At 72.7% G+C, this 26,236-nt stretch carries 21 protein-coding genes; 10 read left to right on the top strand and 11 right to left on the bottom strand.

The window, feature by feature from the left end; all coding sequences use genetic code 11:
• Window positions 1–41 precede the first annotated feature (41 nt).
• From GRQ65_RS13380 to ku, 3 genes are read left to right on the top strand one after another with little or no spacing between them, the layout of a single operon-like run.
• A complete protein-coding gene (locus GRQ65_RS13380) occupies window positions 42–3,488 on the top strand; it encodes an ELWxxDGT repeat protein (RefSeq protein ID WP_160878464.1) in 3,447 nt (1,148 codons plus the stop codon).
• The gene (locus GRQ65_RS23480) at window positions 3,485–4,531 is read left to right on the top strand and encodes a TIGR03032 family protein (RefSeq protein WP_160878463.1); all 1,047 of its coding nucleotides are present in this window, start codon (window positions 3,485–3,487) and stop codon (window positions 4,529–4,531) included. The genes GRQ65_RS13380 and GRQ65_RS23480 overlap by 4 nt, the downstream gene beginning before the upstream one ends.
• An 18-nt stretch (window positions 4,532–4,549) precedes the next feature.
• On the top strand, window positions 4,550–5,536 hold the full coding sequence (gene ku, locus GRQ65_RS13370) for a non-homologous end joining protein Ku (protein WP_160878462.1): 987 nt from the start codon (window positions 4,550–4,552) through the stop codon (window positions 5,534–5,536).
• A gap of 2 nt (window positions 5,537–5,538) precedes the next feature.
• On the opposite strand, the gene GRQ65_RS13365 is transcribed toward ku, so the two are convergent.
• Window positions 5,539–6,396 carry an NAD(P)H-binding protein gene (locus tag GRQ65_RS13365; protein WP_160878461.1) on the bottom strand — a complete coding sequence of 286 codons (858 nt, stop codon included), beginning with the start codon at window positions 6,394–6,396 and terminating at the stop codon, window positions 5,539–5,541.
• A 125-nt stretch (window positions 6,397–6,521) separates the two neighbouring features.
• Here GRQ65_RS13365 and GRQ65_RS13360 point away from each other — a divergent pair, with 125 nt between their 5' ends.
• Entirely contained in the window at window positions 6,522–6,860 is a 339-nt protein-coding gene (locus GRQ65_RS13360) for a winged helix-turn-helix transcriptional regulator (RefSeq protein WP_160878460.1), read from the top strand.
• Window positions 6,861–6,937: 77 nt separating this feature from the next.
• Here GRQ65_RS13360 and GRQ65_RS13355 read toward each other — a convergent pair whose 3' ends face one another.
• Together GRQ65_RS13355 and GRQ65_RS13350 are read right to left on the bottom strand one after the other, a co-directional pair.
• Window positions 6,938–7,852: an alpha/beta fold hydrolase gene (locus GRQ65_RS13355; protein ID WP_160878459.1), complete on the bottom strand. Its 915-nt coding sequence runs from the start codon at window positions 7,850–7,852 to the stop codon at window positions 6,938–6,940.
• Window positions 7,849–12,768: an NAD-glutamate dehydrogenase gene (locus GRQ65_RS13350; protein WP_337191711.1), complete on the bottom strand. Its 4,920-nt coding sequence runs from the start codon at window positions 12,766–12,768 to the stop codon at window positions 7,849–7,851. Before GRQ65_RS13350 ends, GRQ65_RS13355 begins: the two co-directional genes overlap by 4 nt.
• 266 nt (window positions 12,769–13,034) lie before the next feature.
• Between GRQ65_RS13350 and GRQ65_RS13345 the strand changes: the two genes are divergently transcribed.
• Together GRQ65_RS13345 and GRQ65_RS13340 are read left to right on the top strand one after the other, a co-directional pair.
• Window positions 13,035–13,838: a tryptophan 2,3-dioxygenase family protein gene (locus tag GRQ65_RS13345; RefSeq protein WP_160878458.1), complete on the top strand. Its 804-nt coding sequence runs from the start codon at window positions 13,035–13,037 to the stop codon at window positions 13,836–13,838.
• A 100-nt stretch (window positions 13,839–13,938) separates the two neighbouring features.
• Complete coding sequence (locus GRQ65_RS13340; RefSeq protein WP_160878457.1) at window positions 13,939–14,421, top strand: DUF2505 family protein; 483 nt, start codon at window positions 13,939–13,941, stop codon at window positions 14,419–14,421.
• Here GRQ65_RS13340 and GRQ65_RS13335 read toward each other — a convergent pair.
• From GRQ65_RS13335 to GRQ65_RS13320, 4 genes are all read right to left on the bottom strand, one after another.
• Complete coding sequence (locus GRQ65_RS13335) at window positions 14,411–14,614, bottom strand: hypothetical protein (RefSeq protein WP_160878456.1); 204 nt, start codon at window positions 14,612–14,614, stop codon at window positions 14,411–14,413. The two genes, GRQ65_RS13340 and GRQ65_RS13335, sit on opposite strands and share 11 nt — an antisense overlap.
• Before the next feature lie 10 nt (window positions 14,615–14,624).
• Window positions 14,625–16,253, bottom strand: a complete 1,629-nt coding sequence (pruA, locus tag GRQ65_RS13330) for an L-glutamate gamma-semialdehyde dehydrogenase (RefSeq protein ID WP_160878455.1) — start codon at window positions 16,251–16,253, stop codon at window positions 14,625–14,627.
• 165 nt (window positions 16,254–16,418) lie between these two features.
• Window positions 16,419–16,769: a DUF6912 family protein gene (locus GRQ65_RS13325; RefSeq protein WP_160878454.1), complete on the bottom strand. Its 351-nt coding sequence runs from the start codon at window positions 16,767–16,769 to the stop codon at window positions 16,419–16,421.
• Window positions 16,770–16,772: 3 nt separating this feature from the next.
• Complete coding sequence (locus GRQ65_RS13320; protein WP_160878453.1) at window positions 16,773–18,248, bottom strand: WS/DGAT/MGAT family O-acyltransferase; 1,476 nt, start codon at window positions 18,246–18,248, stop codon at window positions 16,773–16,775.
• A gap of 157 nt (window positions 18,249–18,405) precedes the next feature.
• Here GRQ65_RS13320 and GRQ65_RS13315 point away from each other — a divergent pair, with 157 nt between their 5' ends.
• A complete protein-coding gene (locus GRQ65_RS13315; protein WP_160878452.1) occupies window positions 18,406–18,768 on the top strand; it encodes a hypothetical protein in 363 nt (120 codons plus the stop codon).
• Between the two features lie 3 nt (window positions 18,769–18,771).
• Complete coding sequence (locus tag GRQ65_RS13310; RefSeq protein WP_337191710.1) at window positions 18,772–20,145, top strand: hypothetical protein; 1,374 nt, start codon at window positions 18,772–18,774, stop codon at window positions 20,143–20,145.
• Here the strand turns inward: GRQ65_RS13310 and GRQ65_RS13305 are convergent.
• Both GRQ65_RS13305 and GRQ65_RS13300 read right to left on the bottom strand, forming a co-directional pair.
• Window positions 20,108–21,382, bottom strand: coding sequence for a CpaE/TadZ family protein (locus tag GRQ65_RS13305; protein WP_160878451.1), 1,275 nt, complete (start codon window positions 21,380–21,382; stop codon window positions 20,108–20,110). The genes GRQ65_RS13310 and GRQ65_RS13305 overlap by 38 nt on opposite strands.
• A complete protein-coding gene (locus GRQ65_RS13300) occupies window positions 21,382–22,131 on the bottom strand; it encodes a CpaB family protein (RefSeq protein ID WP_160878450.1) in 750 nt (249 codons plus the stop codon). Before GRQ65_RS13300 ends, GRQ65_RS13305 begins: the two co-directional genes overlap by 1 nt.
• A 100-nt stretch (window positions 22,132–22,231) precedes the next feature.
• On the opposite strand from GRQ65_RS13300, the gene GRQ65_RS13295 reads away from it, so the two are divergent.
• A complete protein-coding gene (locus GRQ65_RS13295) occupies window positions 22,232–22,492 on the top strand; it encodes a helix-turn-helix domain-containing protein (RefSeq protein ID WP_160878449.1) in 261 nt (86 codons plus the stop codon).
• A gap of 112 nt (window positions 22,493–22,604) precedes the next feature.
• Window positions 22,605–23,426, top strand: a complete 822-nt coding sequence (locus GRQ65_RS13290; protein ID WP_337191709.1) for a ceramidase domain-containing protein — start codon at window positions 22,605–22,607, stop codon at window positions 23,424–23,426.
• On the opposite strand, the gene GRQ65_RS13285 is transcribed toward GRQ65_RS13290, so the two are convergent.
• Both GRQ65_RS13285 and GRQ65_RS13280 read right to left on the bottom strand, forming a co-directional pair.
• Window positions 23,371–24,951, bottom strand: coding sequence for a long-chain-fatty-acid--CoA ligase (locus tag GRQ65_RS13285; protein ID WP_160878448.1), 1,581 nt, complete (start codon window positions 24,949–24,951; stop codon window positions 23,371–23,373). The genes GRQ65_RS13290 and GRQ65_RS13285 overlap by 56 nt on opposite strands.
• Complete coding sequence (locus GRQ65_RS13280) at window positions 24,938–26,203, bottom strand: MFS transporter (RefSeq protein ID WP_160878447.1); 1,266 nt, start codon at window positions 26,201–26,203, stop codon at window positions 24,938–24,940. The genes GRQ65_RS13285 and GRQ65_RS13280 overlap by 14 nt, the downstream gene beginning before the upstream one ends.
• Window positions 26,204–26,236: the final 33 nt, after the last annotated feature.

Here is a 26,236-nt window from a genome sequence, read left to right as displayed (position 1 = left end):
TGCGTCATGAGGACCTGACCAGACCGACCTAGTGTCGCGCCGTGAGCACCCGAGCGCGCCGTCAGGCGCGGACCGTGACCCGCCAGCAGCGCCTGCACTGCAAGGGTCTGCGTCGGCGCGCACGGCGGCGCGCCGTCGGGCCGGCCGTGGCCCTCGCGGCCAGCGCCATCGCCGCCAACGTCGTCGCCCTGGGACCTGCTGCGAGCGCGGAGCCGATCACCGTGAGCACGGACTCGCCTCGGCGGAGCTCTGCCACCACCGACTCCGCGAGCCTCGGCTCGACGACCTTCTTCGCAGCGTACGACGGCGGCACGGGGGTAGAGCTGTGGCGGACCGATGGCACAGCCGCCGGGACCGTGCTGGTCAAGGACGTGAACCCCGGCGGCGGGTACAGCTACCCCAGCGATCTCACGACAGTCGGAAGCACCGTTTTCTTCACCGCCGACGACGGCGTCCACGGACGTGCCTTGTGGAAGACCGACGGGACCTCATCGGGCACGGTGCTCGTGAAAGACGTTGACCCGCGCACGACCGACTCGCGCTACAGCGCCGGTCAACTGACGGCGGCAGGATCGCGACTGTTCTTCACGGCCGATGACAGAACCCACGGCACTGCCCTGTGGACGAGTGACGGCACCGCGGCTGGCACGGTCCTGGTCAAGGACGTGGACCCGGGGACCTCCAGTGGTTTCGGGACCGGACCGTCCGACCTGACCTCGCTGGGCAGCACCCTGCTCTTCAGCGCCTACGACGGCTCGTCCGGACGCGAGCTGTGGCGCTCCGACGGCACGGGAGGCGGCACCACGCTGGTGAAGGACGTCCGGGAAGGCGCCGACAGCAGCTTCCCGACCGACCTGACCACCATGGGCGGCGCCGTCTACTTCACCGCCACCGATGCCGCCGGACCGACGCTGTGGCGATCCGACGGCACGGCCGGCGGGACCGCGATGGTCAAGGACGTCAGGCCTGGTTCCTACGCCGGCGAGCCCACTCAGCTGACGGCAGCCGGCGGCACCTTGTTCTTCACTGCAGCCTCCGACACGACCACCCCGGAGCTGTGGGCATCCGACGGCACGACAGCAGGCACGCGAGTCATCCGACAGGGAGCCGCGGTCCCGGCCGGGGGCGGGCTCGGCCCGCGGTCGCTGACTGCCGCCGGCTCCCGCGTCTTCTTCACCGACACCCGAACGGCGTCCGGCACGGAACTCTGGAGCTCCGACGGCACCGCCGGCTCGCTTGCACTGGTCGCCGATCTCGACCCGGGTGCGCCGGGCAGCGAGCCCGTCTGGCTCACGGCGGTCGGCAGCAGCCTGTTCTTCTCGGCGCGCGACGGTGTGCACGGTCGCGAGCTGTGGCGCGTCTCCGGGGCCTCTGCACCCACCCTCGTCGCCGATCTGACCCCTGGCGTCGGTCCGACCCCGATCCAGGACCCGCTGGTGGTCGGCGGGCGCCTGGTCTTCCGAGCCTCCGACGACGGGCGACTGTGGAGCTCGGACGGGACGCCGGCCGGCACCATTCCGATCAGAGGCACCGCACTGCCGTCCGACCACTACCCGCTCGCGATGACCGCCAGCGGCACCGGACTGTTCTTCAGCGACAAGACGGCCACAACCGGCCGTGAGCTGTGGCACAGCGGGGGCACGGCAGCCACCACCGGTCTCACTCGGGACCTCGACCCCGGTGCCGACGGTGGTTGGCCGGACGAGTTCGCCGCCGTCGACGGCGGGAGGGTGCTGTTCGCCGCCTCCGACGGCGTCCACGGCGACGAGCTCTGGACCTCCGACGGCACCGGTGCTGGTACGTCGCAGCTCGCCGAGCTCCGCAGCGGTGCCGCCGGAAGCTACCCAGCCGACTTCGCGACGACGACCTCCGGCGCGACGTTCTTCACCGCGACCGACGGCAGCGCGCCCTACCAGCTCTGGAAGACCGACGGCACCAGCGCCGGCACCGTGCCCGTGAAGAGCTTCGGGCCAGCGTCCAACGACTGGCAGCCAGACGCCCTCGTCCCGGTGGGCAGGCTGGTGTTCTTCACCTATGGTGACCAGCTCTGGCGCTCTGACGGCACGTCCTCCGGGACTCTCAGGGTGAGCGGAGACGGTTTCGGAGCACCGCGCGACATCGACGAGCTCACGGCGGTCGGCGGTCGGGTCTACTTCAGAGCAGGGACGAGCAGCGGCGGCTACGAGCTGTGGTCGAGCGACGGCACCACTGCCGGGACCGTCATGGTGAAGGACATCCGGTCGGGCTCCGGCAGCGGCTATCCGCGGGAGCTGACCGCGCTCGGGTCGAGCCTGTTCTTCACCGCGAGCGACGGCAGCACCGGCCGCGAGCTGTGGAAGAGCGACGGGACCGAGGCGGGGACGGCCCGGGTCGCTGACGTCACGCCGGGGAACAACTACTACGGCGCCGGCGGACTCGCTGCGGTGGGGTCGACACTCTTCTTCGCGGCGGACGACGGCGCGACAGGTCGCGAGCTCTGGAAGTCCGACGGCACCGCCGCGGGCACCTCACGCGTGCGGGACATCATGTCCGGGAGCAACGGCAGCCGGCCCTACCGGATCGTGGACGTCGGGGGCGTCGCCTTCTTCGCCGCCGATGACGGCGTCGCACACGGCAGCGAGCTGTGGCGCTCGAACGGGACTGCGGCAGGCACCGTCATGGTCGCGGACATCGAACCCGGCGCCGAGTCCAGCTACCCCGCTTACCTCACGGCGGCGAGCGGAGCCGTCTACTTCACGGTCTGGCGTGGCGGCCGCTCGTACCTCTGGCGCTCCGACGGCACCGCCGCGGGCACAGTGCAGCTCACCGGCAGTGGCGACGTGCCAGTGCAGGACACCACCCCGCCCGACACGACCGTTGTGAGCGGGCCGGGCGATGGAGCCAGCGTCGCGACGGGAAGCGTGACCTACGTCGTGGAGGGCACGGCCGGGGACACCGCGCGGCTGCAGTGCAGCCTCGACGGCTCGGCGTACGCCGACTGCACCTCGCCGGCGTCGTTCACGGGCCTGGCCGACGGTCGGCACACCGTGTCGTTCCGTGCCGTCGATGCGGCCGGCAACATCGACCCGACGCCGGTCACCCGCAGCGTCACCGTGGTCGCGCCGCAGCAGGCGGGCGGAGGCGGCACGACCACGCCCCCAGCCACCGTCCCCGCGACGCCGTCCGCCACGCCTGCGTCCAACTCGTTCGCCGCACCCGGGTCCGGGAAGCCCGACACCAAGAAAGGCACGCTCACGTTGAGCGTCGCCCTGCCCGGGCCCGGCACGCTCTCGGTGCAGTCGGCCGGCAAGGCGCTGCTCAAGCCCGGCAAGGCCAGCGTCTCGAAGGCCGGGACTGCGAACATCGTGCTCAAGCTGTCGTCGGCCGGGCAGAAGGCCATCAAGGCCTCGCGCAACGGCAAGCTGAAGGTCAAGGTCTCGCTCACGTTCACGCCCACCGGTGGGACGGCCCGCACCGTGGTCAAGACCTACGTCATCGTGCGGAAGTGAGCAACGCGAAGACGACGGCCGCCGACTACAGGCACAGCGCCTCGCTGCCCGAGGTGCTGGAGCGGGCGGGGTGCGCGCTGCTGATCTCGACGTACCAGGCGGGACAGCTGGTCTCGATCGGCGTGGCGGACGGCGACGTCGTCTTCGGGTTCCAGCGTTTCGACCAGGCGATGGGCATCGCTGTCGGGCCGCAGCGGACCGCTGTGGGCGCGCACGACCAGGTGTGGATGCTGCATGACCAGCCCGACGTCGCGCCCCGCATCGAGCCGGCCGGACGCTACGACCGGTGCCTGCTGCCGCGCACGTCGGTGGTCACCGGTGCGATGCAGTGCCACGAGGTGGCGTGGGGTCGCGACCAGGACGGCGCGCCGGACCTGTGGGTCGTCAACACGGCGTTCTCGTGCCTCGCGGGGCTGGACCCGGCGTTCAGCTTCGTGCCGCGCTGGCGCCCGCCGTTCGTCAGTGCGCTCGCGCCCGAGGACCGGTGCCACCTCAACGGGATGGCCATGCGCGAGGGGCTTCCGGCCTTCGTCACCGTGATGGCGCGCACCGACACGGCGGGCGGGTGGCGCGAGGACCGGATCACCAGCGGCACCGTGCTGCACGTGCCCTCGGGCGAGGTCGTCACCACCGGGTTGTCGATGCCGCACTCTCCCCGCTGGCACGACGGCTCGCTCTACGTGCTGGACTCCGGGATGGGTCAGCTCCAGCGCGTCGATCTCGGCACCGGGCAGCGCGTGGTGGTGGCCGCCCTGCCGGGCTACGCCCGCGGTCTGGCCATCCACGCCGGGCTCGCCTTCGTCGGGCTCTCGCGGATACGCGAGACCGCCATCTTCGGCGGCGCGCCCATCGCGGAGTTCCACGACCAGCTCAAGTGCGGCGTCGGGGTGGTCGACCTCGCGACCGGTCACACCGTCGCCACCCTCGAGTTCACCTCGGCGCTCGAGGAGATCTTCGACGTCCAAGCGGTGCCAGGCACGCGCTGCGTCGCCCTCGGCAGCACCCCTTCGGGCGGCGAAGACACCTGGGTGCTGCCAGCCTGAGGGCCCTAGTCTGGAGCGATGAGGGCGATCTGGAAGGGCGCGGTGTCCTTCGGGCTGGTCAGCGTGCCGGTCAAGCTGTACGCCGCGACCGAGTCGCACGACGTGTCGTTCCGTCAGGTGCACGCCAAGGACGGCGGGCGGATCCGCTACCAGCGCGTCTGCTCGCTGGACGGCGAGGAGGTGCCCTACTCCGACATCGCCAAGGGCTACGAGACCGAGGACGGCGAGATGGTCGTGCTCTCCGACGACGACCTGGCCGAGCTGCCGTCGACGTCGTCGCGTGAGATCGCGGTCGAGAAGTTCGTGCCGAGCGACCAGATCGACCCGATGCTGCTCGAGAAGTCCTACTACCTCGAGCCCGAGAAGTCCGGGGCCAAGCCCTACGGCCTGCTGCGGCAGGCGCTGCTCGACGCCGACCGGATGGCGGTGGTGACGGTCGCGCTGCGCAACCGCACCACGATCGCGGTGCTACGGGTCAAGGACGACGTGATCGTGCTGCAGACGATGATGTGGCCCGACGAGATCCGCACCCCGGACTTCTCCGTCGAGGTCGGCGAGGTCAAGGACGCCGAGGTCAAGATGGCGCACATGCTCGTCGAGACCCTCGCGGGCGACTTCGACCCGAGCGAGTTCGAGGACGACTACGCCGGCGCCGTCGAGACCCTGGTGCGCACCAAGATCGAGGGCGGCGAGATCAAGCGCACCCCCACCTCGACCAAGACCTCCGGCGAGGTCGTCGACCTGCTCGCCGCTCTGCAGCGCTCGGTCGAGGCGGCACAGAAGGGTCGCGGCGAGACCCCGTCCACCGACGCGTCGACGGACGACGACGAGGACGGGGCCGCCGAGGAGAAGCCGACGCGCCGGCGTACGACGAAGACGGCCGCGGCGAAGAAGACGGCTGCGAAGAAGACGGCTGCGAAGAAGACCGCCGCCAAGAAGACCGCGGCGAAGAAGACCGCCACCAAGAAGACCGCCGCGAAGAAGGCGGCCCGCAAGGCGAGCTGAGGTCAGGCCAGCGGGCGCAGTCCGTCGACCAGGCCGACGGTCGGGCGGCCGAGCAGGCGCGAGAGCGTGCCGTCGGAGTCGGCCAGGGTGCCCTCGCGGGTGTTGGTCTGCAGAGCGGCGACGAAGCCGGCCGTGCCCTCGTCGAGCCCGGCCTGCTGCAGGATCGCGACGTGCTCCTCGGTGCTGACCTCGCGCAGCTCGACGTCGCGCCCGAGCACCTCGCCCAGGGCTGCGGCCAGCTCGGCGGGGGTCCACGGCTCGTCGCCGCCGAGCTCGTAGACCTGGCCGACGTGCCCGTCCTCGGTGAGGACGACGGCGGCGGCCTCGGCGAAGTCGGCGCGCGGGGCGCTCGCGACCTTGCCGTCGCCGGCGCTGCTCACCAGGGTGCCCGTGGCGCGGGCGGCCTCGAGGTCGGAGGCGTAGTTCTCGGTGTACCAGTTGTTGCGCAGGATCGTGGCGGGCACGCCCGAGGCCTCGATGAGCTCCTCGGTGGCCTTGTGCTCGGGAGCGAGGACGAGCGTGGTGTCGTCGGCCTTCGGCGCGCTCGTGTAGACGAGCTGCTGGACGCCGGCGGCGGCCGCCGCGTCGACGACGTTCTGGTGCTGCGGCACGCGGATGCCGGGCTCGCTGCCGCTCACGAGCAGGACGCGGTCGACCCCCTGCATCGCAGCGGTCACGGTCTCGGCGTCGTCGTAGTCGAGGTGGACGACCTCGACGCCCTTCGCGGCGTACGCCGAGAGACGCTCAGGGTCGCGACGCGCACCGGCGCGGATGCTGGTGGGCTCGACGCCGCGGGCGAGCAGGTGGTCGAGGACGAGACGGCCGAGCTGGCCGGTGGCGGCGGTGACGAGAACGGTCACGGGAGGCTCCTGGGGTGGTGAGAACGGACGGTCACCGGCTCGAACCCCGCAGATCGGCTTATTCTTCCCATCGGAGAGTACCCACCTTCTGGTAAGTTGGTGGCGTGATGGTGAGTCTCCAGGCCATGAGGCTGGCGCAGGACGGCGTGCTGACGAGCAACTGCCCCAGCCGGGTCGTCCTCGACCACCTGACCAGCAAGTGGGGCGTGCTCGTGCTGAGCGCCCTCGCCGACGGGACCCTGCGGTGGGGCGAGCTGCGGCGAGAGGTCGACGGGATCAGCGAGAAGATGCTCGCGGCCACGCTGCGGACCTTCGAGGCCGACGGGCTGGTGCACCGCGAGGCCTACCCCGAGATCCCGCCGCGGGTGGAGTACTCCCTCACCGCGCTGGGTCGGGAGGCCGCCGAGGCGCTCGGACCGCTGCTGCGGTTCGCGGTCGAGCACGCGGAGGAGATCGTCGGCTGAGTGGTTTCGAGACAGGACTTCGTCCTTCCTCAACCACCGGCAACGACAGCGGTTCCGAGACAGGACGTCGTCCTTCCTCAACCACCGTGGGTCAAGAACCCCCGCAGCGCCGCAAGGGTCTCGGCGGGGGCCTCCTCGGGCAGGAAGTGGCCACCCGGCACGCCGTGGCCGCGCACGTCGTCGGCGTAGGCGCGCCAGACCTCGAGCGGGTCGTAGCCGCGACCGACCAGCCCGGCCTCGCCCCACAGGGCGAGCAGCGGCACGCGGACGCGCTCGCCGGCGGTCCACGAGGCCTCGTCGTGCTCGAGGTCGACCGTCGCGCCGGCGCGGTAGTCCTCGGCGGTGGCGTGCACCGACGCGGCGTCGAAGGACGCGACGTACTCCGCGACGGCCTCGGGGGCGAACACCTCGTCGAAGCGGTCGCCGGCCCCCGACCACTGCGCGAGCTTGGTGCGCAGCCAGTGCTCGGGCGCCGCGCCGACGAGCACCTCGGGCAGGTCGGACTCGGAGGCCAGGAAGAACCAGTGGTCGTAGGCCAGCGCCACCCGGGCGTCGAGGGTCTCGAACACGTGGCGGGTCGGCACGATGTCGAGGACCGCGACCCGCTCGACGGCGCCGGCGTGGTCGAGGGCCATGCGGTGGGCGACCCGGGCGCCGCGGTCGTGACCCACCACGGCGTACGACGCGTGGCCGAGCTGCGCCATCAGGGCGGCGAGGTCGGCGCCCATCGCCCGCTTGGAGTACGCCGCGTGCGAGGCGTCTCCCGGAGGCCGGTCGCTGGCGCCGTAGCCGCGCAGGTCGGGGACGACGACGGTGTGCGTCTCGGCCAGCGCGGGGGCGACGCGGTGCCACATCGCGCCGGTCTCGGGGTAGCCGTGCACGAGCAGCACGGCCGGGCCCGCTCCCCCGGTGCGCACGCGCAGCCGGACCGACCCGTCGGGCGAGCCGACCTCGACGTCACGGGCCTCGAACCCCGGGAACGACACGCTCACGACAGCAGGCTCCGCACGACCCGGAGCCCGACCGACATCCGGGCCAGGTCGGCCTGCTCCTCGGCGCAGATCGCCTCGAGCGTCTCGGCCGCGCGGGCCACGACGTCGGACTCGCCCTCCTCCCAGGCGGCGATGCGCGCCGGGGCGGACTCGTCGGCCGACGTCGTGCGGAGCACCTGCGCGGTGAGGTCGGTGTGGACGCCGTGGAGGTCGTCGCGGATCGCGGCGCGGGCCATCGTCTGCCACTTGTCTTCGCGCGGGAGCGCGACGATGCGCTGCAGCAGCCGCGGCAGCCCGAGCCGCTCGCCGAGCGCGAAGTGCACCCGCGCGACGTCGCGCGGGTCGAGCCCGTCGCGCTGCGCGATCTCGACGACGCCGAGCAGCATGAACGCCGGGTCGAGAGCGGCGACCCGCGCCGCGAGCTCCTCGGGCACCCCGCGCTCGACGTACCTCGACAGCCGCGACTGGTAGCCCTCGAGCTCGCGCCCGGACATCAGCTGCGGCAGCACGGCGAGCGTCTCCTGCACCGGACCGGCGAACTCCTCGACCGTCTCCTGGCTCGCCAGCGGCGGGCGGCGGTGGGAGACCAGCCAGCGGGAGGCGCGCTCGACGAGCGTGCGCATCTCGATGCGCATCCGGGTCTGCACGGCGGCGTCGACCCGGTTGTCGTAGGTCGCGAGCTCCTGGCGCAGCGGCAGGGAGCCGAAGATCTCGCGGGCGACGAAGTTGGCCCGGGTGAGGTCGGCGACCGAGGCACCCGTCTCGTCGGCCAGCCGCGGCCAGTAGGTCATGCCGGCGCCGTTGACCAGGTCGTTGACGACCTGGGTCGTGATGATCTCGCGGCGCAGCGGGTGGGCCTCGATCTGCTCGCGGAACCGCTCGCGCATCGCGGAGGGGAAGTAGGCCAGCAGGTCGCCCGCGAGGTAGGGGTCGTCCGGCAGGTCGCCGGCGAGCAGCTCGTCGGCGAGCACGATCTTGGTCCAGGCCATCAGCACCGAGAGCTCGGGCGTCGTCAGTCCTTGGCCCCGGTCGAGGCGCCGGCGCACGACGCGCCGCGAGGGCAGCCCCTCGATCTCACGGTCGAGCGTGCCGGCCTGCTCGAGGCGGCGCATGACGTCCTCGTGCACGTGCAGCAGCGACGGCGCGTGCGCGGCGGCGTTGGCGAGAGCGAGGTTCTGCTCGTAGTTGTCGCGCAGCACCAGGTCGGCGACCTCGTCGGTCATCTCCGCCAGCAGCGCGTTGCGCTGCTTCTCGGTCAGGTCGCCGTCCTTGACGACCCGGTCGAGCAGGATCTTGATGTTGACCTCGTGGTCGGAGGTGTCGACCCCGGCGGAGTTGTCGATGAAGTCCGTGTTGACCCGACCGCCCTCCTCGGTGTCGGGCGAGCCGCCGTGCAGGGCGTACTCGACCCGGCCGGCCTGGGTGAGCCCGAGGTTGCCGCCCTCGCCGATGCAGCGGGCGCGCACGTCCTCGCCGTTGACGCGGATCGCGTCGTTGGCCTTGTCGCCGACGGCGGCGTGCGACTCGGTCTCGCCCTTGACGTAGGTGCCGATGCCGCCGTTCCACAGCAGGTCGACCGGCGCCTGCAGGATCGCCTTCATCAGCTCGGCGGGCGTCATGGTCTCGACGGCGTCGTCGATGCCGAGGCTGGTGCGCACGGCCGGGGTGAGCCGGATCGACTTGCGCGAGCGCGAGTGCACGCCGCCGCCCTCGGAGATGAGCGAGGTGTCGTAGTCCTGCCAGCTCGAGCGCGGCAGGTCGAAGAGCCGCCGGCGCTCGGCGTACGACGTCGCCGGGTCGGGCGAGGGGTCGAGGAAGATGTCGCGGTGGTCGAAGGCGGCCACGAGGCGGGTCGTCTCGGAGCAGAGCATCCCGTTGCCGAAGACGTCGCCGCTCATGTCGCCGATGCCGACCGCCGTGAACTCCTCGCGCTGGCAGTCGACGCCGCGCTCGCGGAAGTGGCGCTGGACCGAGACCCAGGCGCCGCGGGCGGTGATGCCCATCGCCTTGTGGTCGTAGCCGACCGACCCGCCCGAGGCGAACGCGTCGCCCAGCCAGAAGCCGTAGTCCTTCGCCACGCCGTTGGCGATGTCGGAGAAGGTCGCCGTGCCCTTGTCGGCGGCGACGACGAGGTAGGAGTCGTCACCGTCGTGGCGGCGTACGTCGCGCGGCGGGACGGTCTCGCCGTCGACGAGGTTGTCGGTGACGTCGAGGAGCCCCGAGATGAAGGTCTTGTAGGAGGCGACGCCCTCGGCCAGCCACGCGTCGCGGTCGCCGGGGTCGGGCAGCTGCTTGCAGAAGAAGGCGCCCTTCGCCCCGACGGGGACGATGACGGTGTTCTTGACCATCTGGGCCTTGACCAGACCGAGCACCTCGGTGCGGAAGTCGTCGCGCCGGTCCGACCAGCGCAGCCCGCCACGGGCCACCGGCCCGAAGCGCAGGTGGCTGCCCTCGACGCGCGGGGAGTAGACGAAGATCTCGAACTCCGGGCGCGGCTGCGGCAGGTCGGGGATCGACGACGGGTCGAGCTTGAGCGCGAGGTAGGGGTACGGGCCGCCGTCGGCGGCGCGCTGGAAGAAGTTGGTGCGCAGCGTCGCCCGGACGTGGGTGAGGTAGGAGCGCAGGATGCGGTCGTGGTCGAGGCTGGCGACGTCCTCGAGGGCGCCGATGACCTTCTCGACCAGTGCGGCCTCGGTCGCGTCGGCCTCCTCGCGGGGCAGGGTCGGGTCGAAACGGGCCTCGAAGACCCGCACCAGCAGCCGGGTGATGTCGACGTTGCCGCGCAGCGCGCCCTCGATGTAGTCCTGCGCGAACGGGCTGCCGCCCTGACGCATGTACTTCGCGTAGGCGCGCAGCACCGTCGCCTGGCGCCACGACAGGCCCGCGGCCAGCACCAGTGCGTTGAACCCGTCGATCTCGTTGTAGCCGTCCCACACCGCGCGCACGGCGTCCTGGAACAGTTCGCGCGAGCCCTCGGGCAGCGCCCGGCCGTAGCGCAGGCCGAACTCGTAGACCATCGAGCGGCGTTCGAGCCCCTCGAGCTCGTAGGGCCGCTCGTCGACGACCTCCACGCCCATCGAGGACAGCATGGGCAGCACCTGGGAGAGCGAGAGCGGGTCGCCGATGCGGTAGACCTTGAGCCGCGCCTCCCCCGGGCCGGCGTCGAGGCGCTCGTAGAGGAACAGGTCGAGGCCGCTGCCCCGATCGGTGCTGTCGTCGCCCCCGGTGCGGATCGACTCGAGGCGACCGAGGTCGACCGCGGCGGTGCGGGCGCTGAAGTCCTCCTTGTAGGCCTCGGGGAACGACTCGACGTAGCGCCGGCCGAGCTGGGTGCCGACCTCCTCGCCGTACTCGGTCAGGACGGCCTGGGAGAAGTCGTCGCGCCACGAGCGCGAGGCCTCGGTCAGGCGCCGCTCGAGGTCGGCGGTGTCGATCGGGTTCGCGTGGCCGCTCTCGCGCAGGTGCACGACGAAGTGCACGCGGGCCGTGGTCGACTCGTTGATGCGGACCGTGAACTCCACCGAGTCGCCGTCGAGGCGGTCCATCAGGATGCGCTCGAACTTCTCGCGCACGGCGGTGTTGTAGCGGTCGCGCGGGAGGTAGACGAGCACCGAGACGTAGCGGCCGTAGGTGTCGCGGCGCACCAGCATCCGCACCGAACGCCGCTCCCGGGCGGCCATTGCGGCCTCGGCCATCGGCGCGAGCTCGTCGACCGGCGTGTGCAGGAGCTCGTCGCGCGGGTAGGTCTCGAGGGTGTCCCACAGGGCCTTGCCGGCGTGGCTGTTGGGGTCGAAGCCGCTGCGGCGCAGCACCGCCTGCGCCTTCTCCCGCACCAGCGGGATGCGCTTGAGCGACTCGGTGTAGGCCGCGCTCGAGAAGAGCCCCAGGAAGCGGCGCTCGCCGACGACCTCGCCGCCGGGGCCGAAGGTCTTGACGCCGACGTAGTCGAGGTAGGCGGGGCGGTGGACGGTTGCGCGGGAGTTGGCCTTCGCGAGCACCAGCAGGGTGCGCTCGCGGGCCTTGGCCTTGACCGCGTCCGGGAGGCGCTCGAAGGACTCCGAGACCAGCTGGTCGGCCCGCAGGATGCCGAGCCCGGTGCCGGGGACGGCGACGAGGTAGTCGTCGCCGTCGCGCTCCTCGAGGTGGTACTCGCGGTAGCCGAGGAAGAGGAAGTGCTCCTCGGCGAGCCACTGCAGGAGCTCGACGGACTGGCGGACCTCGTCCTCGTCGAGGTCGGGCGGGTCCTCGGTCAGGCCGCGCACGACGTCCTCGACCTGGGCGTGCATCCTGGGCCAGTCCTCGACCGACTCGCGCACGTCGCGCAGCACGCGCTGGACGTCCTCGACCACCGCGGCCGGGTCGTCGCCCTCGGGGAGCCGGTCGATCTCGACGTGCATCCACGACTCGCGCACGGAGCCCTCGGCCGGCTCCCGGGCGCCGTCGTTGACCGGGGAGACCGACTGCAGCGCCCCGGTGATGTCGCGCACGACGTCGACGTTGGGGTGGACCACCACGTGCACCGCGCGCAGCTGGCGGCTCAGCTCCATCGTCAGCGAGTCGACCAGGAACGGCATGTCGTCGAGGACGACCTCGACGACGCTGTGCCCGCCGGCGGACCAGCCCCCGTCGGCCAGCGTCGGGGTCAGCACCCGCACCCGGGCCGTCCCCTGCGGCCGCTCGGCCGCGAGCTTCCAGTGGGAGGCGAAGGCGCCGTAGAGGTCGACGTCGGTGCGGTCGACGAGGTCCTCGGCGGCCACGTGGCGGTAGTAGGCCCGCAGCAGCTCGGCCACCTCGTCGGGCGGCGGACCACCGGACCCGCGCGCCGCGCGGGCGAGCTCGACGGCCTGGTCGACGAGGTCGGCCTTGGCCTGGTCGGAGGGGGTGGGCAGGGCTGAGGAGTGCGTCGCCGTTGACACCCCTGCACGGTAGCCAACCCTGGCGGCGCTCCGCAGCCGGCCGGGCTACCGGCGAGTCAAGACGACCCCCGGTGGTCGAGGAAGGACGAAGTGCTGACTCGAGACCACGACTCTCGGTGACGTGGTTTCGAGACGGTCGCCAGAGCGACCTCCTCAACCACCGGGGGTCGACACCGCTCGACCTCCTCGATCACCGGGTGGTCGACACCGCGCGACCTCCCCGACCACCGGGGTCGGCACGGCTGCCACGGCGTACGGTGCGGCGCATGGGTGCGGAGTCCGAGGAGCGGTTCGTCTCGTTCGGGGAGCAGGGGGCGCAGCTGACCTACGGCAGCTACCTGCGGCTGCCGCAGCTGCTGGACTCCCAGCACCTCGAGTCCGACCCGCCGGCGCACGACGAGCTGCTGTTCATCACGATCCACCAGGTCTACGAGCTGTGGTTCAAGCAGCTGCTGCACGAGGTGGTGGCGGCGCGCGACGCGATGAGCGACGGGCGGGTCTGGTGGGCCCAGCACCTGCTGGCCCGGGTGCACGTGATCGAGCGGGTGCTGGTGCAGCAGGTCGACGTGCTCGAGACGATGACCCCGCAGGACTTCCTGGAGTTCCGCCAGCGGCTCGCGCCGGCGAGCGGGTTCCAGTCGGTGCAGTTCCGCGAGCTGGAGTTCCTCTCCGGCGCCAAGGACCCGCGCTACGTCGAGCGGTTCCGCGGTCTCACCGCCGAGGAGCAGGAGCGGCTCGGTCGCCGCCTCGCCGAGCCGACGCTGTGGGACGCCTTCCTCGAGGTGCTCACCGCTCGCGGCCTGGCCGCCGGCGACGACGCCGAGATCTCGGCCTCGCTGCGCACCGCCGCCCACGACCGCGGCAGCCACGCGGAGGTCTGGGCGCTCGCCGAGGCCCTGCTGCAGCACGACGAGCTCGCCGCCCAGTGGCGGGCGCGGCACGTCACGATGGTCGAGCGGATGATCGGCAGCCGCTCCGGCACCGGTGGCTCCAGCGGCTCGACGTACCTCCGCAGCCGGCTGCCGCTGCGCTACTACCCCCTGCTGTGGGAGCTGCGCTCCGAGCTCTGAGACGCGCGGGCAACGAGCCGGCCGGGCACCGGTCACGGTCGTCGACGGGTGGTGGATGCGACATGTACGCCGACACCGTGTCGCGGGTACGTTCGGTCCCGTGACCAAGCACGTGACGCACACGATGACCTACGACGCGCCGGCCTCCGAGGTCTACGCGATGCTGACGACGCCGTCGTTCCGCGAGGAGGTGGCGCGCCGCACCAAGGTGGAGTCGGTGACCGCGACCGTCTCGGACGAGGGCTCCGGCCACGCGGTCGAGATCGACCAGGTGCAGCGCTCGAGGGGGCTGCCGTCGTTCGCCGCGAAGTTCGTGGGCGACACGATGCAGATCGTGCAGCGCGAGCGCTGGACCGGCGGCTCCCACGGCGACATCGAGGTCACCATCCCCGGCAAGCCGGGTGAGATGAGCGGCACCGCCGACCTGGTCGAGAAGGACGGCGTCACGACCGAGACGGTCGAGATGGACATCAAGGTCAAGGTGCCGCTGGTCGGCGGCAAGATCGAGGGCCTGATCGCCGACATGCTCGTGCGCGCCCTCGAGACCGAGGAGGCCACCGGCCGCGAGCACCTCAGCGGCTGAGCGGCTCCCCCGGCTCGACCCCCGGCTCGTGCTCGTCCGGCTCCTCGTCCTCGTGACGGCGCCGCAGCGCGATCACGAGGCCGAGGATCGCGAACGGCCCGAATGCCAGCGCGAGGGTGAGCGCCTTCTCGGCGGGGTGGAGCGCGCCGAGGTGCAGCGCGACCAGCTGCAGCGCGAACAGGTCGGGATCCATGAGCCGACCGTCAGCCCATGTAGGGGTAGCGGTAGTCGGTCGGGGGCACGAGCGTCTCCTTGATCGAGCGCGGCGAGGTCCAGCGGAGCAGGTTGACCGCGGCGCCGGCCTTGTCGTTGGTGCCCGACGCGCGCCCGCCGCCGAACGGCTGCTGGCCCACGACGGCCCCGGTCGGCTTGTCGTTGACGTAGAAGTTGCCGGCCGCGAACCGCAGCTCCTCCTGCGCCCAGGCGATCGCGGAGCGGTCGCGGGCGATCACCGCGCCGGTCAGGGCGTACGGCGCGACCGACTCGAGCTGGCGGGTGACCTTCTCGAAGTCGCCGTCGTCGTAGACGTGGACCACGAGGATCGGGCCGAAGTACTCGGTGGAGAACATCTCGTCGGTGGGGTCGCCGCCCTCGACGACCGTGGGGCGCACGAACCAGCCCACCGAGTCGTCGAGCTCGCCGCCGACCAGCACGTCGAGGCCGTCGGCGGACTTCGCCCGCTCGACCGCCGCTTGGTGCTTGGCGAACGCACGGGCGTCGATGACCGCGCCCATGAAGTTCGAGAAGTCGGTGACGTCGCCCATCGTGATGGCCTCGACCTGGCCGAGGAAGTCGTCCTTCATCCGCTCCCAGACCGAGCGGGCGACGTACGCACGCGAGGCGGCCGAGCACTTCTGGCCCTGGAACTCGAAGGCACCGCGGATCAGCGCCGTGGTCACCACGGCCGGGTCGGCGGAGGGGTGGGCGAGCACGAAGTCCTTGCCGCCCGTCTCGCCGACGATGCGCGGGTAGGAGCGGTAGGAGGCGATGTTCTGGCCCACCGTGGACCACAGCCGCTGGAACGTCGGGGTGGAGCCGGTGAAGTGGATGCCGGCCAGGTCGGGGTGGGCCAGCGCGACCTCGGAGACCGCCAGGCCGTCGCCGGGCAGCATGTTGATGACGCCCGGGGGCATCCCGGCCTCCTCGAGCAGCTCCATCGTGAGCGAGGCGGCGAGCTGCTGGGTGGGTGAGGGCTTCCAGAGGACGGTGCCGCCCATCAGGGCCGGCGCGGTCGGCAGGTTGCCCGCGATCGCGGTGAAGTTGAACGGCGTGATCGCGTAGACGAAACCCTCCAGCGGACGGTGGTCGGTGCGGTTCCACACGCCCGGGGAGTTGGCGATCGGCTGGTCGGTGAGGATCTGCTTGGCGTAGTGCACGTTGAAGCGCCAGAAGTCGATCAGCTCGCAGGCCGCGTCGATCTCGGCCTGGAACGCCGTCTTCGACTGCCCCAGCATGGTCGCGGCGTTGAGCCGCTGACGCCAGGGACCGGCCAGGAGGTCGGCCGCCTTCAGCAGGACGGCGCACCGCTCGTCCATCGACAGCGCCCGCCAGCCCGGTGCGGCCGCGGCGGCGGCGTCGATCGCGGCGCGGGTGTCGTCGGCGGTCGCCCCCGTGAAGGTGCCGAGCACGTGCTGGTGGTCGTGCGGCTGCACGACCGTGAACTCCTCGCCGCCGCCGTCGACCCAGCGACCACCGATGTGGGCCTGCAGGGCGTGGGAGGTGCTCTCGAGGTGCTCGAGCTCCGCCTGGAGGGCGGCCCGTTCGGGGCTGCCGGGGGCGTAGGTCAGGTTCGGCTCGTTGGTGGGAGCCGGGGGGAACGAGATGGCGTCCATGCCCCCGACACTAAGGCGTGGCTCTCGAACCCACGCGGTCGCCCGCGCGGCGTCGCATCGGACCTGGACTGCGTTGTCGTCGCCCGCCGTGACTCCGCCACGGCGGGCTCCTCCGCCTTGCCAGCTCCGCGCGACCCCACGCCTGCTCCCACGGGGGTTCGAGAGTCACGCCTGAGCGTTCCCGAGCAGTGCGCCGATCTCCTGGGTGGCGTACCAGCCCAGGTCGTCCTCGGGGTCCGCGTCGGCCGGTCGGTCGGCGGGATCGGCGTGCACCGCGTCGACCAGCCGCAGGGGCACGGCGCCGTCGGGGTCGGCGAGGTCGGCGACCACGACCACCCGTCGCCCCGGACCCTCGAGCAGGGCGGCCGAGTCGACCGCGGCCGCCACGAGCGCGGCGTACTCCGCCTCCTCGGTGTCGCTGTCGGCCACGTAGCGCTCGGCCGAGGCCGGCAGCTCGCCGTCGGCGGCCAGCGCGGTGAGACCGTCGATGGTGGTGGGGACGTAGACGCGGGTCACGGCTCAGCCCTTCGGTCCGGGTGTCGGTGCCGGTGCGGGCTTCTGCGAGGAGGCCTTGCGGCGACGACCGCGACGGGCCGCCGGGCGGGCGCCGGTCGCGGTGTCGACGAGCTCGGCGAGGGCGTCGCTCACGCACTGGGCGAGCACGTCGACGTCGGGCACGAGGTCGCGGTCGGCGGTGATGCCGTAGAACACCTTGCCGTCGTAGGAGGTGACCCCCATCGACAGCGCGTGGCCGGGCAGCAGCGGCGGGACGGGGTAGGTGCTGACCATGCGCGCGCCGGCGGCGTAGAGCGGCGACTGCGGGCCGGGCACGTTGGTGATCGAGAGCTGGAAGTCGCGGCTCTCGGTCGCGGCGACCCGCGAGCCGATCGCGTGGAACGTCGTGGGAGCGAACCCCGCGATCCCCGCGAGCCGGTTGGCGGCCACCGCGCGCCCGGTCTCCTTGTGGGCCTGGAAGGAGTAGGAGACCTGGTGCAGGCGCACGACCGGGCTCGGCTCGGCGATGGGCAGGGTCACGTGGTGCGGGGCGATCTGACTGCCCAGCGAGGTGGCCTCGAGCTCGCGGTCGATGACCGAGACCGGCACGAGCGCCTGGACCTGCCGCAGCCCGCCCATCGAGCTCGATCGGGTCATCAGCCAGGCGCGCAGGCCGCCGGCGAGGGTGGCGAGCACGACGTCGTTGACGGTGCCGCCGTGGGCGTCGCGGACCGTGCGGTGGTCGGCGAGGGTGGTCTCGACGCCGACGACGCGTCGCTGCTGTGACAGCTCGCCACTCAGCGCCGTACCCCGCGCGGGACGACGGCCCGCGAGACCGGACAGCACCGTCGCGACGCCGGAGGCCGCGTGGTCGGCGGTGCGCAGCACCGCACCGCCCGCGTGGCGCACGGCGCCGAGCGCGGAGACCGGGTCGGTGAGGTTGTCGCGCAGCGCTCCGGCGACGAGCGCCGTCGGTGAGGGCCGGCGCCGGGGGCGCCACTCGTCGCCGCCGAGCACCCGCACCTCGGGGTCGGTGTCGAGGAGCACCTGGCCGAGGTCGACGGTCTCCACGCCGTCGACGAGCGCCTGGTGGGTCTTGTAGAGCAGCGCCACCCGGCCGTCGGCGAGACCCTCGACGAAGTAGATCTCCCACAGCGGGCGCTGACGGTCGAGCGGTCGCGAGACGATGCGCGCGACGAGCTCGCGCAGCTGCTCGGTGCTGCCCGGTCGCGGCAGCGCGGAGCGGCGTACGTGGTAGCCGATGTCGAAGAGGTCGTCGTCGACCCAGACCGGCTGGGCCAGCTGCCCGGGCACCCACTGCACGCGCTGGCGGTAGCGCGGGACGAAGGAGATGCGGTCGAGGATCAGCGTGACGAAGCGGTCGTAGTCGAAGCCGGTGCCGTCGGCGTCGAAGACCTCGACCGTCGCGTTGTGGCGCGGGACGGTCGGCGACTCGGCGTCCAGGAAGGCCCGGTCGCGCGGCCTCAGCCGTTCGATCATCAGCGAGCCTCCCCCGTGTCCCGGCGGCCGCGGTTGGGCCACCGTGCGATTCTTACAGAGGTCTCAGGCGGACCACGACCGCGTCCGCGACGATCATGGTGTCCGACCGGGGCCTCCTGCCCAGACCTTCCTCGACCTCCTCGAAGGAGCCGCACCGATGCGCCGCGCGCTCGCCGTCCTCACGCTGCTGGCCTGCTCGTCCACCCTCGTGGCCTGCGGCGACGCCGACACCCCGCAGACCGGCAGCTCCGAGCAGGAGACCAAGACGATCGACATCACGATCGAGGGCGACTCGGTCACGCCCAACGGCGACCGCGTCGAGGTCGGCGTCGGCCAACCGATCGAGCTCGTCGTCAAGGCCGACGCGAGCGGCGAGATCCACGTGCACTCCAGCCCGGAGAAGGAGTTCGCCTACGACGCGGGCACGACGACGCTGCCGCTGACGATCGACAAGCCCGGGATCGTCGAGGTCGAGTCGCACGCCCTCGACAAGACCATCGTCCAGCTCGAGGTGTCCTGACCGGTGCCGGACGGATCCTGGGACGGCCCGTGGGACGTCCTGGCCCACGGGATCGGCGGCTCGAAGGACCTGCCGATCCCGCTCGAGCTGACCATCGCGGGGGCGGTCGCCGCCCTCACCGTGAGCTTCACGGTGCTCGCGGTGGCGTGGCGCTCGCCGCGCTACGCCCAGCCCGCTGACGGCCGACCGGCGCCGGCCTGGCTCGCCCACCTCGTCGACGCGAGATGGTTCCGCGTCGTCCTCCGGGTCGTGGGCATGGTGGGGTTCCTCTACACCGCGATGGTCGCGATGTTCGGCCTCGACAGCCTCATCAACCCGTTCTTCGGCATCTTCTACGTGCTGCTGTGGGTCGGCTTCGTGCCGCTGTCACTGCTCCTCGGTCCGGTCTACCGCGCGGTCAGCCCGGTGCGCACCATCAACCTGCTCTTCGCCCGGCTCACCGGCGGCGACCCCGACCGCGGCGTCCTCGACTACCCCGCGCGCCTGGGGCTGTGGCCCGCCGCCCTCGGCCTCTACGCCTTCGTGTGGATGGAGCTCGTCTACCCCTACGCGACCGAGCTCGGCCCCGTGCGCCTCTGGTGCGCGGCGTACGTCGGGATCATGCTGATCGGCGGCGCGCTGTTCGGCAACGGGTTCTACGCCCGGGCCGACCCGTTCGAGGTCTACTCCTCGCTCGCGGCCAAGATGTCGGTCTGGGCGCGCGAGAGCGACCGGCCCGACGGGCGGCTGGTCGTGCGCAGCCCGCTCGCCAACCTCGCCACCGTGCCGGCTCTCCCCGGGCTCGTGGCCGTCACCTCGGTGCTGTTCGGCAGCACGGCCTTCGACTCCTTCAAGGACTCGACCGTCTGGGTGAAGTTCATCCAGACCAACGGCTTCGTCGGCTCCCACTCGTGGGGCCCCGACCTCGTCACCAACGTCGCCCTGCTGGGCTTCGTGCTGCTCGTCGCGCTCGTCTTCGCGATCGGCACCATGCTCACCGGCGTCGGTCCGGACCAGCCCCGTCGCGCCCTGCCCACGGCGTTCGCGCACTCCATCGTCCCGATCGTCATCGGCTACGTCGTCGCGCACTACCTCACCTACCTCCTGGAGGTGGGCGAGCAGACGCTGATCCAGATGAGCGACCCGTTCAGCACCGGCGCGAACTGGTTCGGCACCGCGGACCTGAGCCCGTCGTACTACTTCTCCTACCACCCGACGCTGCTGGCGTGCGTCAAGGTGCTCGCGGTCGTGCTCGGCCACGTCGTCGGGGTCGTCGCGGCCCACGACCGCGCGCTGGCGCTGCTGCCGAAGCGGCACCAGCTCACCGGTCAGCTCTCGCTGCTCGTCGCGATGATCGCCTTCACCGTGGGCGGGTTGTACCTGCTGTTCGCCGCCTGAGGCGGCCCCGGCGCGGCGGCTCACCGACGGCACCGACCAGCTCGTGGGCGAGGGTGCGGACCCCGGCCACGAGGGCCGAGTCGGGAGCGGTGTCGACCAGGCTGCGCCCGGTGACGAGGGCCCGGTCGACGACGGCCTGGTCCTCGGGCAGGAAGTGGAGCCCGGCCGGGTCGGCGAAGCCGGAGATCATCTGGGTGACGTCGCGCTCGGACCAGCCGATGCTGGTCCGCATCCGGTTGACGACGACGCGCACCGGGGTGTGCGGGTGGAGCTCGCCGAGCTCGACGGCGGCGCGGGCGAGCCGCGAGAGCCCGACCGGGTCGGGGGTGCCGACGAGCACGATCTCGTCGGCGACGTCGAGGGCGGACAAGGTCAGCTGGTGGCGCCCCGCCCGGCCGGCCTGGTCGCCCTCGGCCCCCTCCAGGCTCGAGCCGGTGTCGAGCACGACGTGGCCGGCTGCGGCGGCGAGGTCGGCGATCAGCTCGACGGTGCCCGCCCGCACCTCGCTCCACCGGTCCGGTCGCGGGAGCCCGGTCACGACGGTGAGGCGGCCGTCGAGGGCGCGCTGCACGCTGGAGAAGCGCTCCTCGAGCATCCCCGCGCCCGCCAGCCGGGCCGCCGAGAGCAGGCCGGACACCTCGTCGAGGACACCCAGGACCTGCGCGACGCTGCCGCCGGCCGGGTCGGCGTCGACGAGCGTCGTGCGGTGGTGGCGGCCCAGCACCGCGGCCAGCGCGGTCGCGACGGTCGTGCGCCCCGGGGCGCCGGCGGGTCCCCACACCGCGATCACCCGACCGCGCGCTCGCGGCTCGTCGTACGCCGGCAGGTCGGGGTCGGGCGCGCCGACCGGCGCGTCGGCCCACGCGTCGACCGGGGCCGGCTCGGGCTCGTCGGAGGTGACGGCCGCGGCGAGCGAGGCCAGGTCGTCCTCGGCCACGACGGCGCGCAGCCCGATGCGGGTCGCGCGCACGCGGGCCGGGTCGAGGTGGGGGCCGCCGGGGGCGACGCCGACGGGCCGCACGCCGTGGCGGCGCAGGTGGTCGACGGCGGCGAGGTCGAGCCCCGGCGCCTCCAGCGCGACGACCGCGGTGTCGGCCTGGCCCGACGTGGCGCTCGCGAGCAGGTCGTCGACGTCGACGCAGCGCTTGAGGACGACCACGTCGCGGCGCTCGGAGAGCAGCGTCAGCGCCGCACTCTCCCAGGCGGCCCCGGCTGCGACCAGGAGGACGACGCGCATCAGCCGCGCCGCACCACGGTGAAGGTCGGCAGGTCGTACTGCGCGAGCTGCGCGAAGAAGCCCGGCGCCTCCGCCTCGGGCACGGCCAGCACGAGCTGGCGCTTGCCGCTCGTGCCGAACGACGACGCAGCAGCGGGTGCCGCCACCACGCTGACCCCCGCGAGCGCGGGACCGGCCGCGGCGGCAGGCGCGCTGGGCTGAGCACCCCCGCCGCCGTCGAGGGGCGCCACGAGGTAGACGTCGACCGTGTCGCCGGGCCCGACGCCCGGGGGCACCAGCTCGGCGTCGACCGCGATCGGCACCTCGACCAGCCCGGAGCTGCTCGCCGCGCCGACGGCCGAGCGCGGCAGCAGCTCGCCGGCGCCGACCACACGGGTCACCTCGCTGTCGGCCGGCAGCTCGTCGTCGACGGTGAAGTAGTCACCGAGCGCGGCGGCATCGGCGAAACGCACCCGCTGAGCCACCAGGTCGCCGGGGTCGAGCCGCTGCCCGGCCCCGAGGTCGGAGCCCGCGGTCCAGACCTGGACGGTGTCGTCGGCGGAGGCGAACAGTCGCGCTCCGGCCACCACGCTGGCGGCGACCAGCACGACGCCGATCCACAGCCGGGGGTCGCGCCACACCGGACGCTGGCTGCGCTGGGCGGGCGGCACCGCGTCGACGGCGGCGCCCGCCCGGGCGCCGGTGCGGTCGTCTGGCTGTGCTGCGCCCGACCGCGCGCCGGCGGTCGTGGCTCCCCCGAGTCTGGCCACGTCCACATGGTGCAAGGAGCACGCGCTCGGGTGAAGTGCTCATCCACAGGTCGTGAGTGGTGTGACCCGTGTGCCCAGCGTGGTCTGCGACGATGGGGTCATGGCCGACAGCCCGCGCTTCCTGACCCTCGCGGACGTCGCCGAGATCCTCAACACCTCCAGCGCGCAGGTCTACGCCCTCGTCCGTCGCAACGAGATCGAGGCGATCAAGATCGGCGGACGTGGCCAGTGGCGGGTCGAGGGGACCAAGCTGGAGGAGTACATCCAGCGCCTCTACGCCCAGACCCGGCAGTTCGTGGCCGACCACCCCTTCGACGAGGAGAGCGCGGCCGACCCGGTCGAGGCCGACCTCGAGCGCTGATCGGTCCGGGGCCTCACGGCTCCCTCCGGCTTCCCATCGGCAGCCCCGCTGGGGCACCATCGTCGCTCGAAGGTGAACAGCAGGTGAACCCACGACGACCGGGAGGCGACCCGTGCGCCCGGACCCCGTGCGTCTCACCGCAGGAGCCGCCGTCGTCTCCACCGCCGCGTTGACCGCCGCGGTCGCCGGCGGCTGGCTCGGAGCCGACATCGGCGCCGGCGCGCAGTTCTGCGAGGCCGCCCACGCCCACGTGCGCCAGCCGGTCAACTCACTGACCAACGCCGGCTTCGTCGTCGCCGGGCTGGCCGTCGCGGTGCGGACCCGCCGCGGGGCGCTCGGCACGGGCGCGCTGGGTCGCTGGCCCGCCCTCGCCACGGCGTACGCCGTGCTGGTGGTGCTGCTCGGCCCGGGCAGCGCGGCCCTGCACGCGACGGGCACCGCGCTGGGCGGCGGCATCGACGTGCTCAGCATGTACGCCGTGGCGGCGTTCGCCCTGGGCTTCGCCGTGCTGCGCCGCAGTGCTGGCGGGCCCGCGACGATGGCGGTCACCGCGGTGGCGGCGCTGGGCGTGCAGGTGGCCGCCGACGTCGGCGGGTGGTCGGCGCCGGTGGTGCACACCGCAGGCAACCTCGCCTTCGGGGCCGTGCTGCTCGCCGCGGTCGTCGTCGAGGCCCGCACGCGCACCGACCGCGACCGCCTTTGGCTGGCGGCGGCGCTCAGCAGCCTGGTCGCGGCGTTCGCGATCTGGACGACGGGGTCGACCGGCTCGGCGTGGTGCTTCCCCGACTCGGTCTACCAGGGCCACGGCGTGTGGCACCTGCTCTGCGCCCTCGCCGCGTGGTGCCTGTTCCGGCTGTGGGCAAGCGAGCGGTCCGCCGTCAGTTCACCGCGCGTGAGCGCCCCTCCCAGTAGGGACGTCGCAGCTCTCGCTTGAGAATCTTGCCGGTGGGGTTGCGCGGCAGCGCCTCGAGGACGTCGACGGTGCGCGGGCACTTGAACCTCGCGAGCGAGGCCCGGCAGAACTCGATGAGCTCCTCCGAGGTCGCCGAGGCCCCCGGGTGGAGCGAGACGACCGCCTTGACCGACTCGCCCCAGACCTCGTCGGGGATGCCGATGATGGCGACCTCCATGACGGCCGGGTGCTCGGCGAGGACCCGCTCGACCTCGGGCGAGTACACGTTCTCCCCGCCGGTGATGATCATGTCCTTGAGCCGGTCCTCGACGTAGACGAAGCCGTCGGCGTCGACCTTGCCCATGTCGCCGGTGCGGAACCAGCCGTCCTCGGTGATGACCTGAGCGGTCTCCTCGGGCTTGCCGAGGTAGCCGCGGAACAGCTGGGGCGTGCGCAGCCACAGCTCGCCGTGCTCGCCGACGCCGACGTCCTCGAGCGTGCCGGGATCGACCACGCGCACCTCGACCTCGGGCAGCGCCCGCCCGGCGGAGACCAGCCACTCCGGGTGGCCGGAGGCGACGGCGGTGCGGTGCTCCTCGGGCATGAGATGGGTCGCGACGCCCGCGACCTCGGTGAGCCCGTAGACCTGGATGAAGTCGGTGTCGGGCCAGGCCTCCATCGCCGCGCGCAGCAGCGGCGGCGGCATCGGCGCGGCGCCGTAGGTGTAGGTGCGCAGCGCGCCGAAGAGCTTCACGGCGTCCCCGCCGGCCTGCAGCACCTGGGCCAGCACGGCCGGCACCAGGAAGGTGCGGTTGGCGCCGGCGAGGATGCCCGCCGCGAGGGACGCGCCGTCCGGGTCGCGGGTCATGTACGACGCGATGCCGTCGTGGATGCCGAACAGGACGTAGGACGACCCGCCGACGTGGAACAGCGGCATGGCGACGAGGTTGACGTCGCCGGGCTCGAACTCCCAGCCGTCGTGGGCGTTGACGGTGTGGCGGACCATGTTGCGGTGGCTCAGCATGACGCCCTTGGGCCGCCCCGTCGTGCCGGAGGAGTACATCACCAGGCAGGTGTCGTCGGGGTCCACGTCGTCGGCGCGACCCACGCGTGGCGAGGCGGCCAGGAACGCCTCGTAGGCGTCGCCGTCGGCCCCGCCGGGCGTCACCTCGATGACGTGCTCGACGTGGGTCAGCCGGTCGCGGATGCCCTCGACGAGCGGCATCAGCTCGGAGCCGACGAGCAGCACCCGGGCGCCGGAGTCGTTGACGGCGTAGTCGACCTCGTCGCCGGCCGAGCGCCAGTTGACGATCGCGTTGGCCGCACCGAGCGAGCCGGCGGCGAGCGACAGCTCCACGCAGGCGGGGTGGTTCTTGTCGAGGAACGCCACGACGTCGCCGCGGCCGATGCCGAGGTCCTGGAGGCCACCGGCGCACCGCCGCACGCGGTCCTCCCACTCCGCCCACGTCCAGCTCCGCTCCCCGTAGGTGAAGGCGAGGGCGTCGGGGGTCTGCTGCGCCCAGTGGGCCAGACGGTCGTCGACGAAGGTGGGCTCAGGGGCTGGCATGCCCCGCAGTGTGTCCTGGCTCACTCCCGGCGACAAGGGTCGGTCCACGCCGCTCGAGCCGGCGTACGCCGGGAGCCAGGAGCGTGAGCAGCGAGGAGCACCAGATCACGGCGGCGACCACCAGCAGCCAGGCGTCGAGCCCCACCGCCGCGGCGACCGGGCCGGTCAGCGCGAGACCGACCGGCCGGGCCACGAAGGAGCCGACGAGGTCGAATGAGTAGACGCGGGCGAGCTTGTCCTCCGCGACGTTCTCCTGGATGGCGAGCTGCCAGAAGACGTCGAAGACCTGCAGGCCGAACCCGTGGGCGAAGGCGCCCAGCAGCACGAGGGGCAGGGTCGGGCTCAGCGCCATCGACAGCGGGAACGCCGCCGTCAGCGACAGCAGGAGCGTGCCGACGAGCAGCATCCGGCGCGGTCGCCACCGCAGGCAGACCATTCCGCCCACGACGAACCCCGCCATCAGCGAGCCGAGCGCCACGCCCCAGGCGGTGCGCCCGAACTCCTCCCCCACGACGATGGGGCCGAGCACGCCCTGGGCGCCGCCGTAGAAGAGGTGGTAGAGCAGCGCCTGGCCGATCAGCAGCACCAGCCACGAGTGCCGCGCGACCTCGCGCCAGCCGTCGCCGAGGTCGGCGAGCATCGACCCGCGCGGGCCGTCCGTGCGGAGCGGGGGCACGCGCAGCCCGGCGAAGCAGACCGCGGCGAGGGCGAACGTCGCCGCGTCCACCGCGATCGCCCAGCCGGCGCCGACCGCGGCCACCAGCACGCCGCCGACGGCGTAGCCCACCACCATCGCCGACGTCTGCATCAGCCCGCGCAGCGCCACCGCCGGGGCGAGGAGGCCCTCCGGCACGGTCTGGCGGGTCAGGGCCGACGACGACGGCTGGGCCAGGGCGCCGAGGCAACCGTTGACGACCCCGACCACGGCCAGCAGCGGCAGGGTCGCCCAGCCGCCGACGAGCAGCACCGCGAGCACCGCCTGGCTGACCGCGCACGCGGCCGAGGAGCCCTCGAGCATCAGCTGGCGCGGCACCCGGTCGCCCAGCACCCCTCCGAACAACGCCGTCACGACCTCCGCGGCGGCGTACGCCGCGACCACGAGGCCGAGGTCGGTGGCGGAGCCGCCGAGGTCGAGGACGGCGAACGCGAGCGCGACCGGGGTGATGGCGTTGCCGAGGGCGCTGATCGTCGTACCGCCCACGAGGAGGCGGAAGTCGCGGTGGCGCAGGGGGGCCAGCTGCTCGTCACGCACCGGCGCAACCTACGCCGTCGGAACCGGGCACGG

This window comes from Nocardioides flavescens, from assembly GCF_009823805.1.
GTDB lineage: Bacteria > Actinomycetota > Actinomycetes > Propionibacteriales > Nocardioidaceae > Nocardioides > Nocardioides flavescens.
Note: the sequence above shows the minus strand (reverse complement) of the source record. Positions and strands in the feature narration are given on the sequence as shown.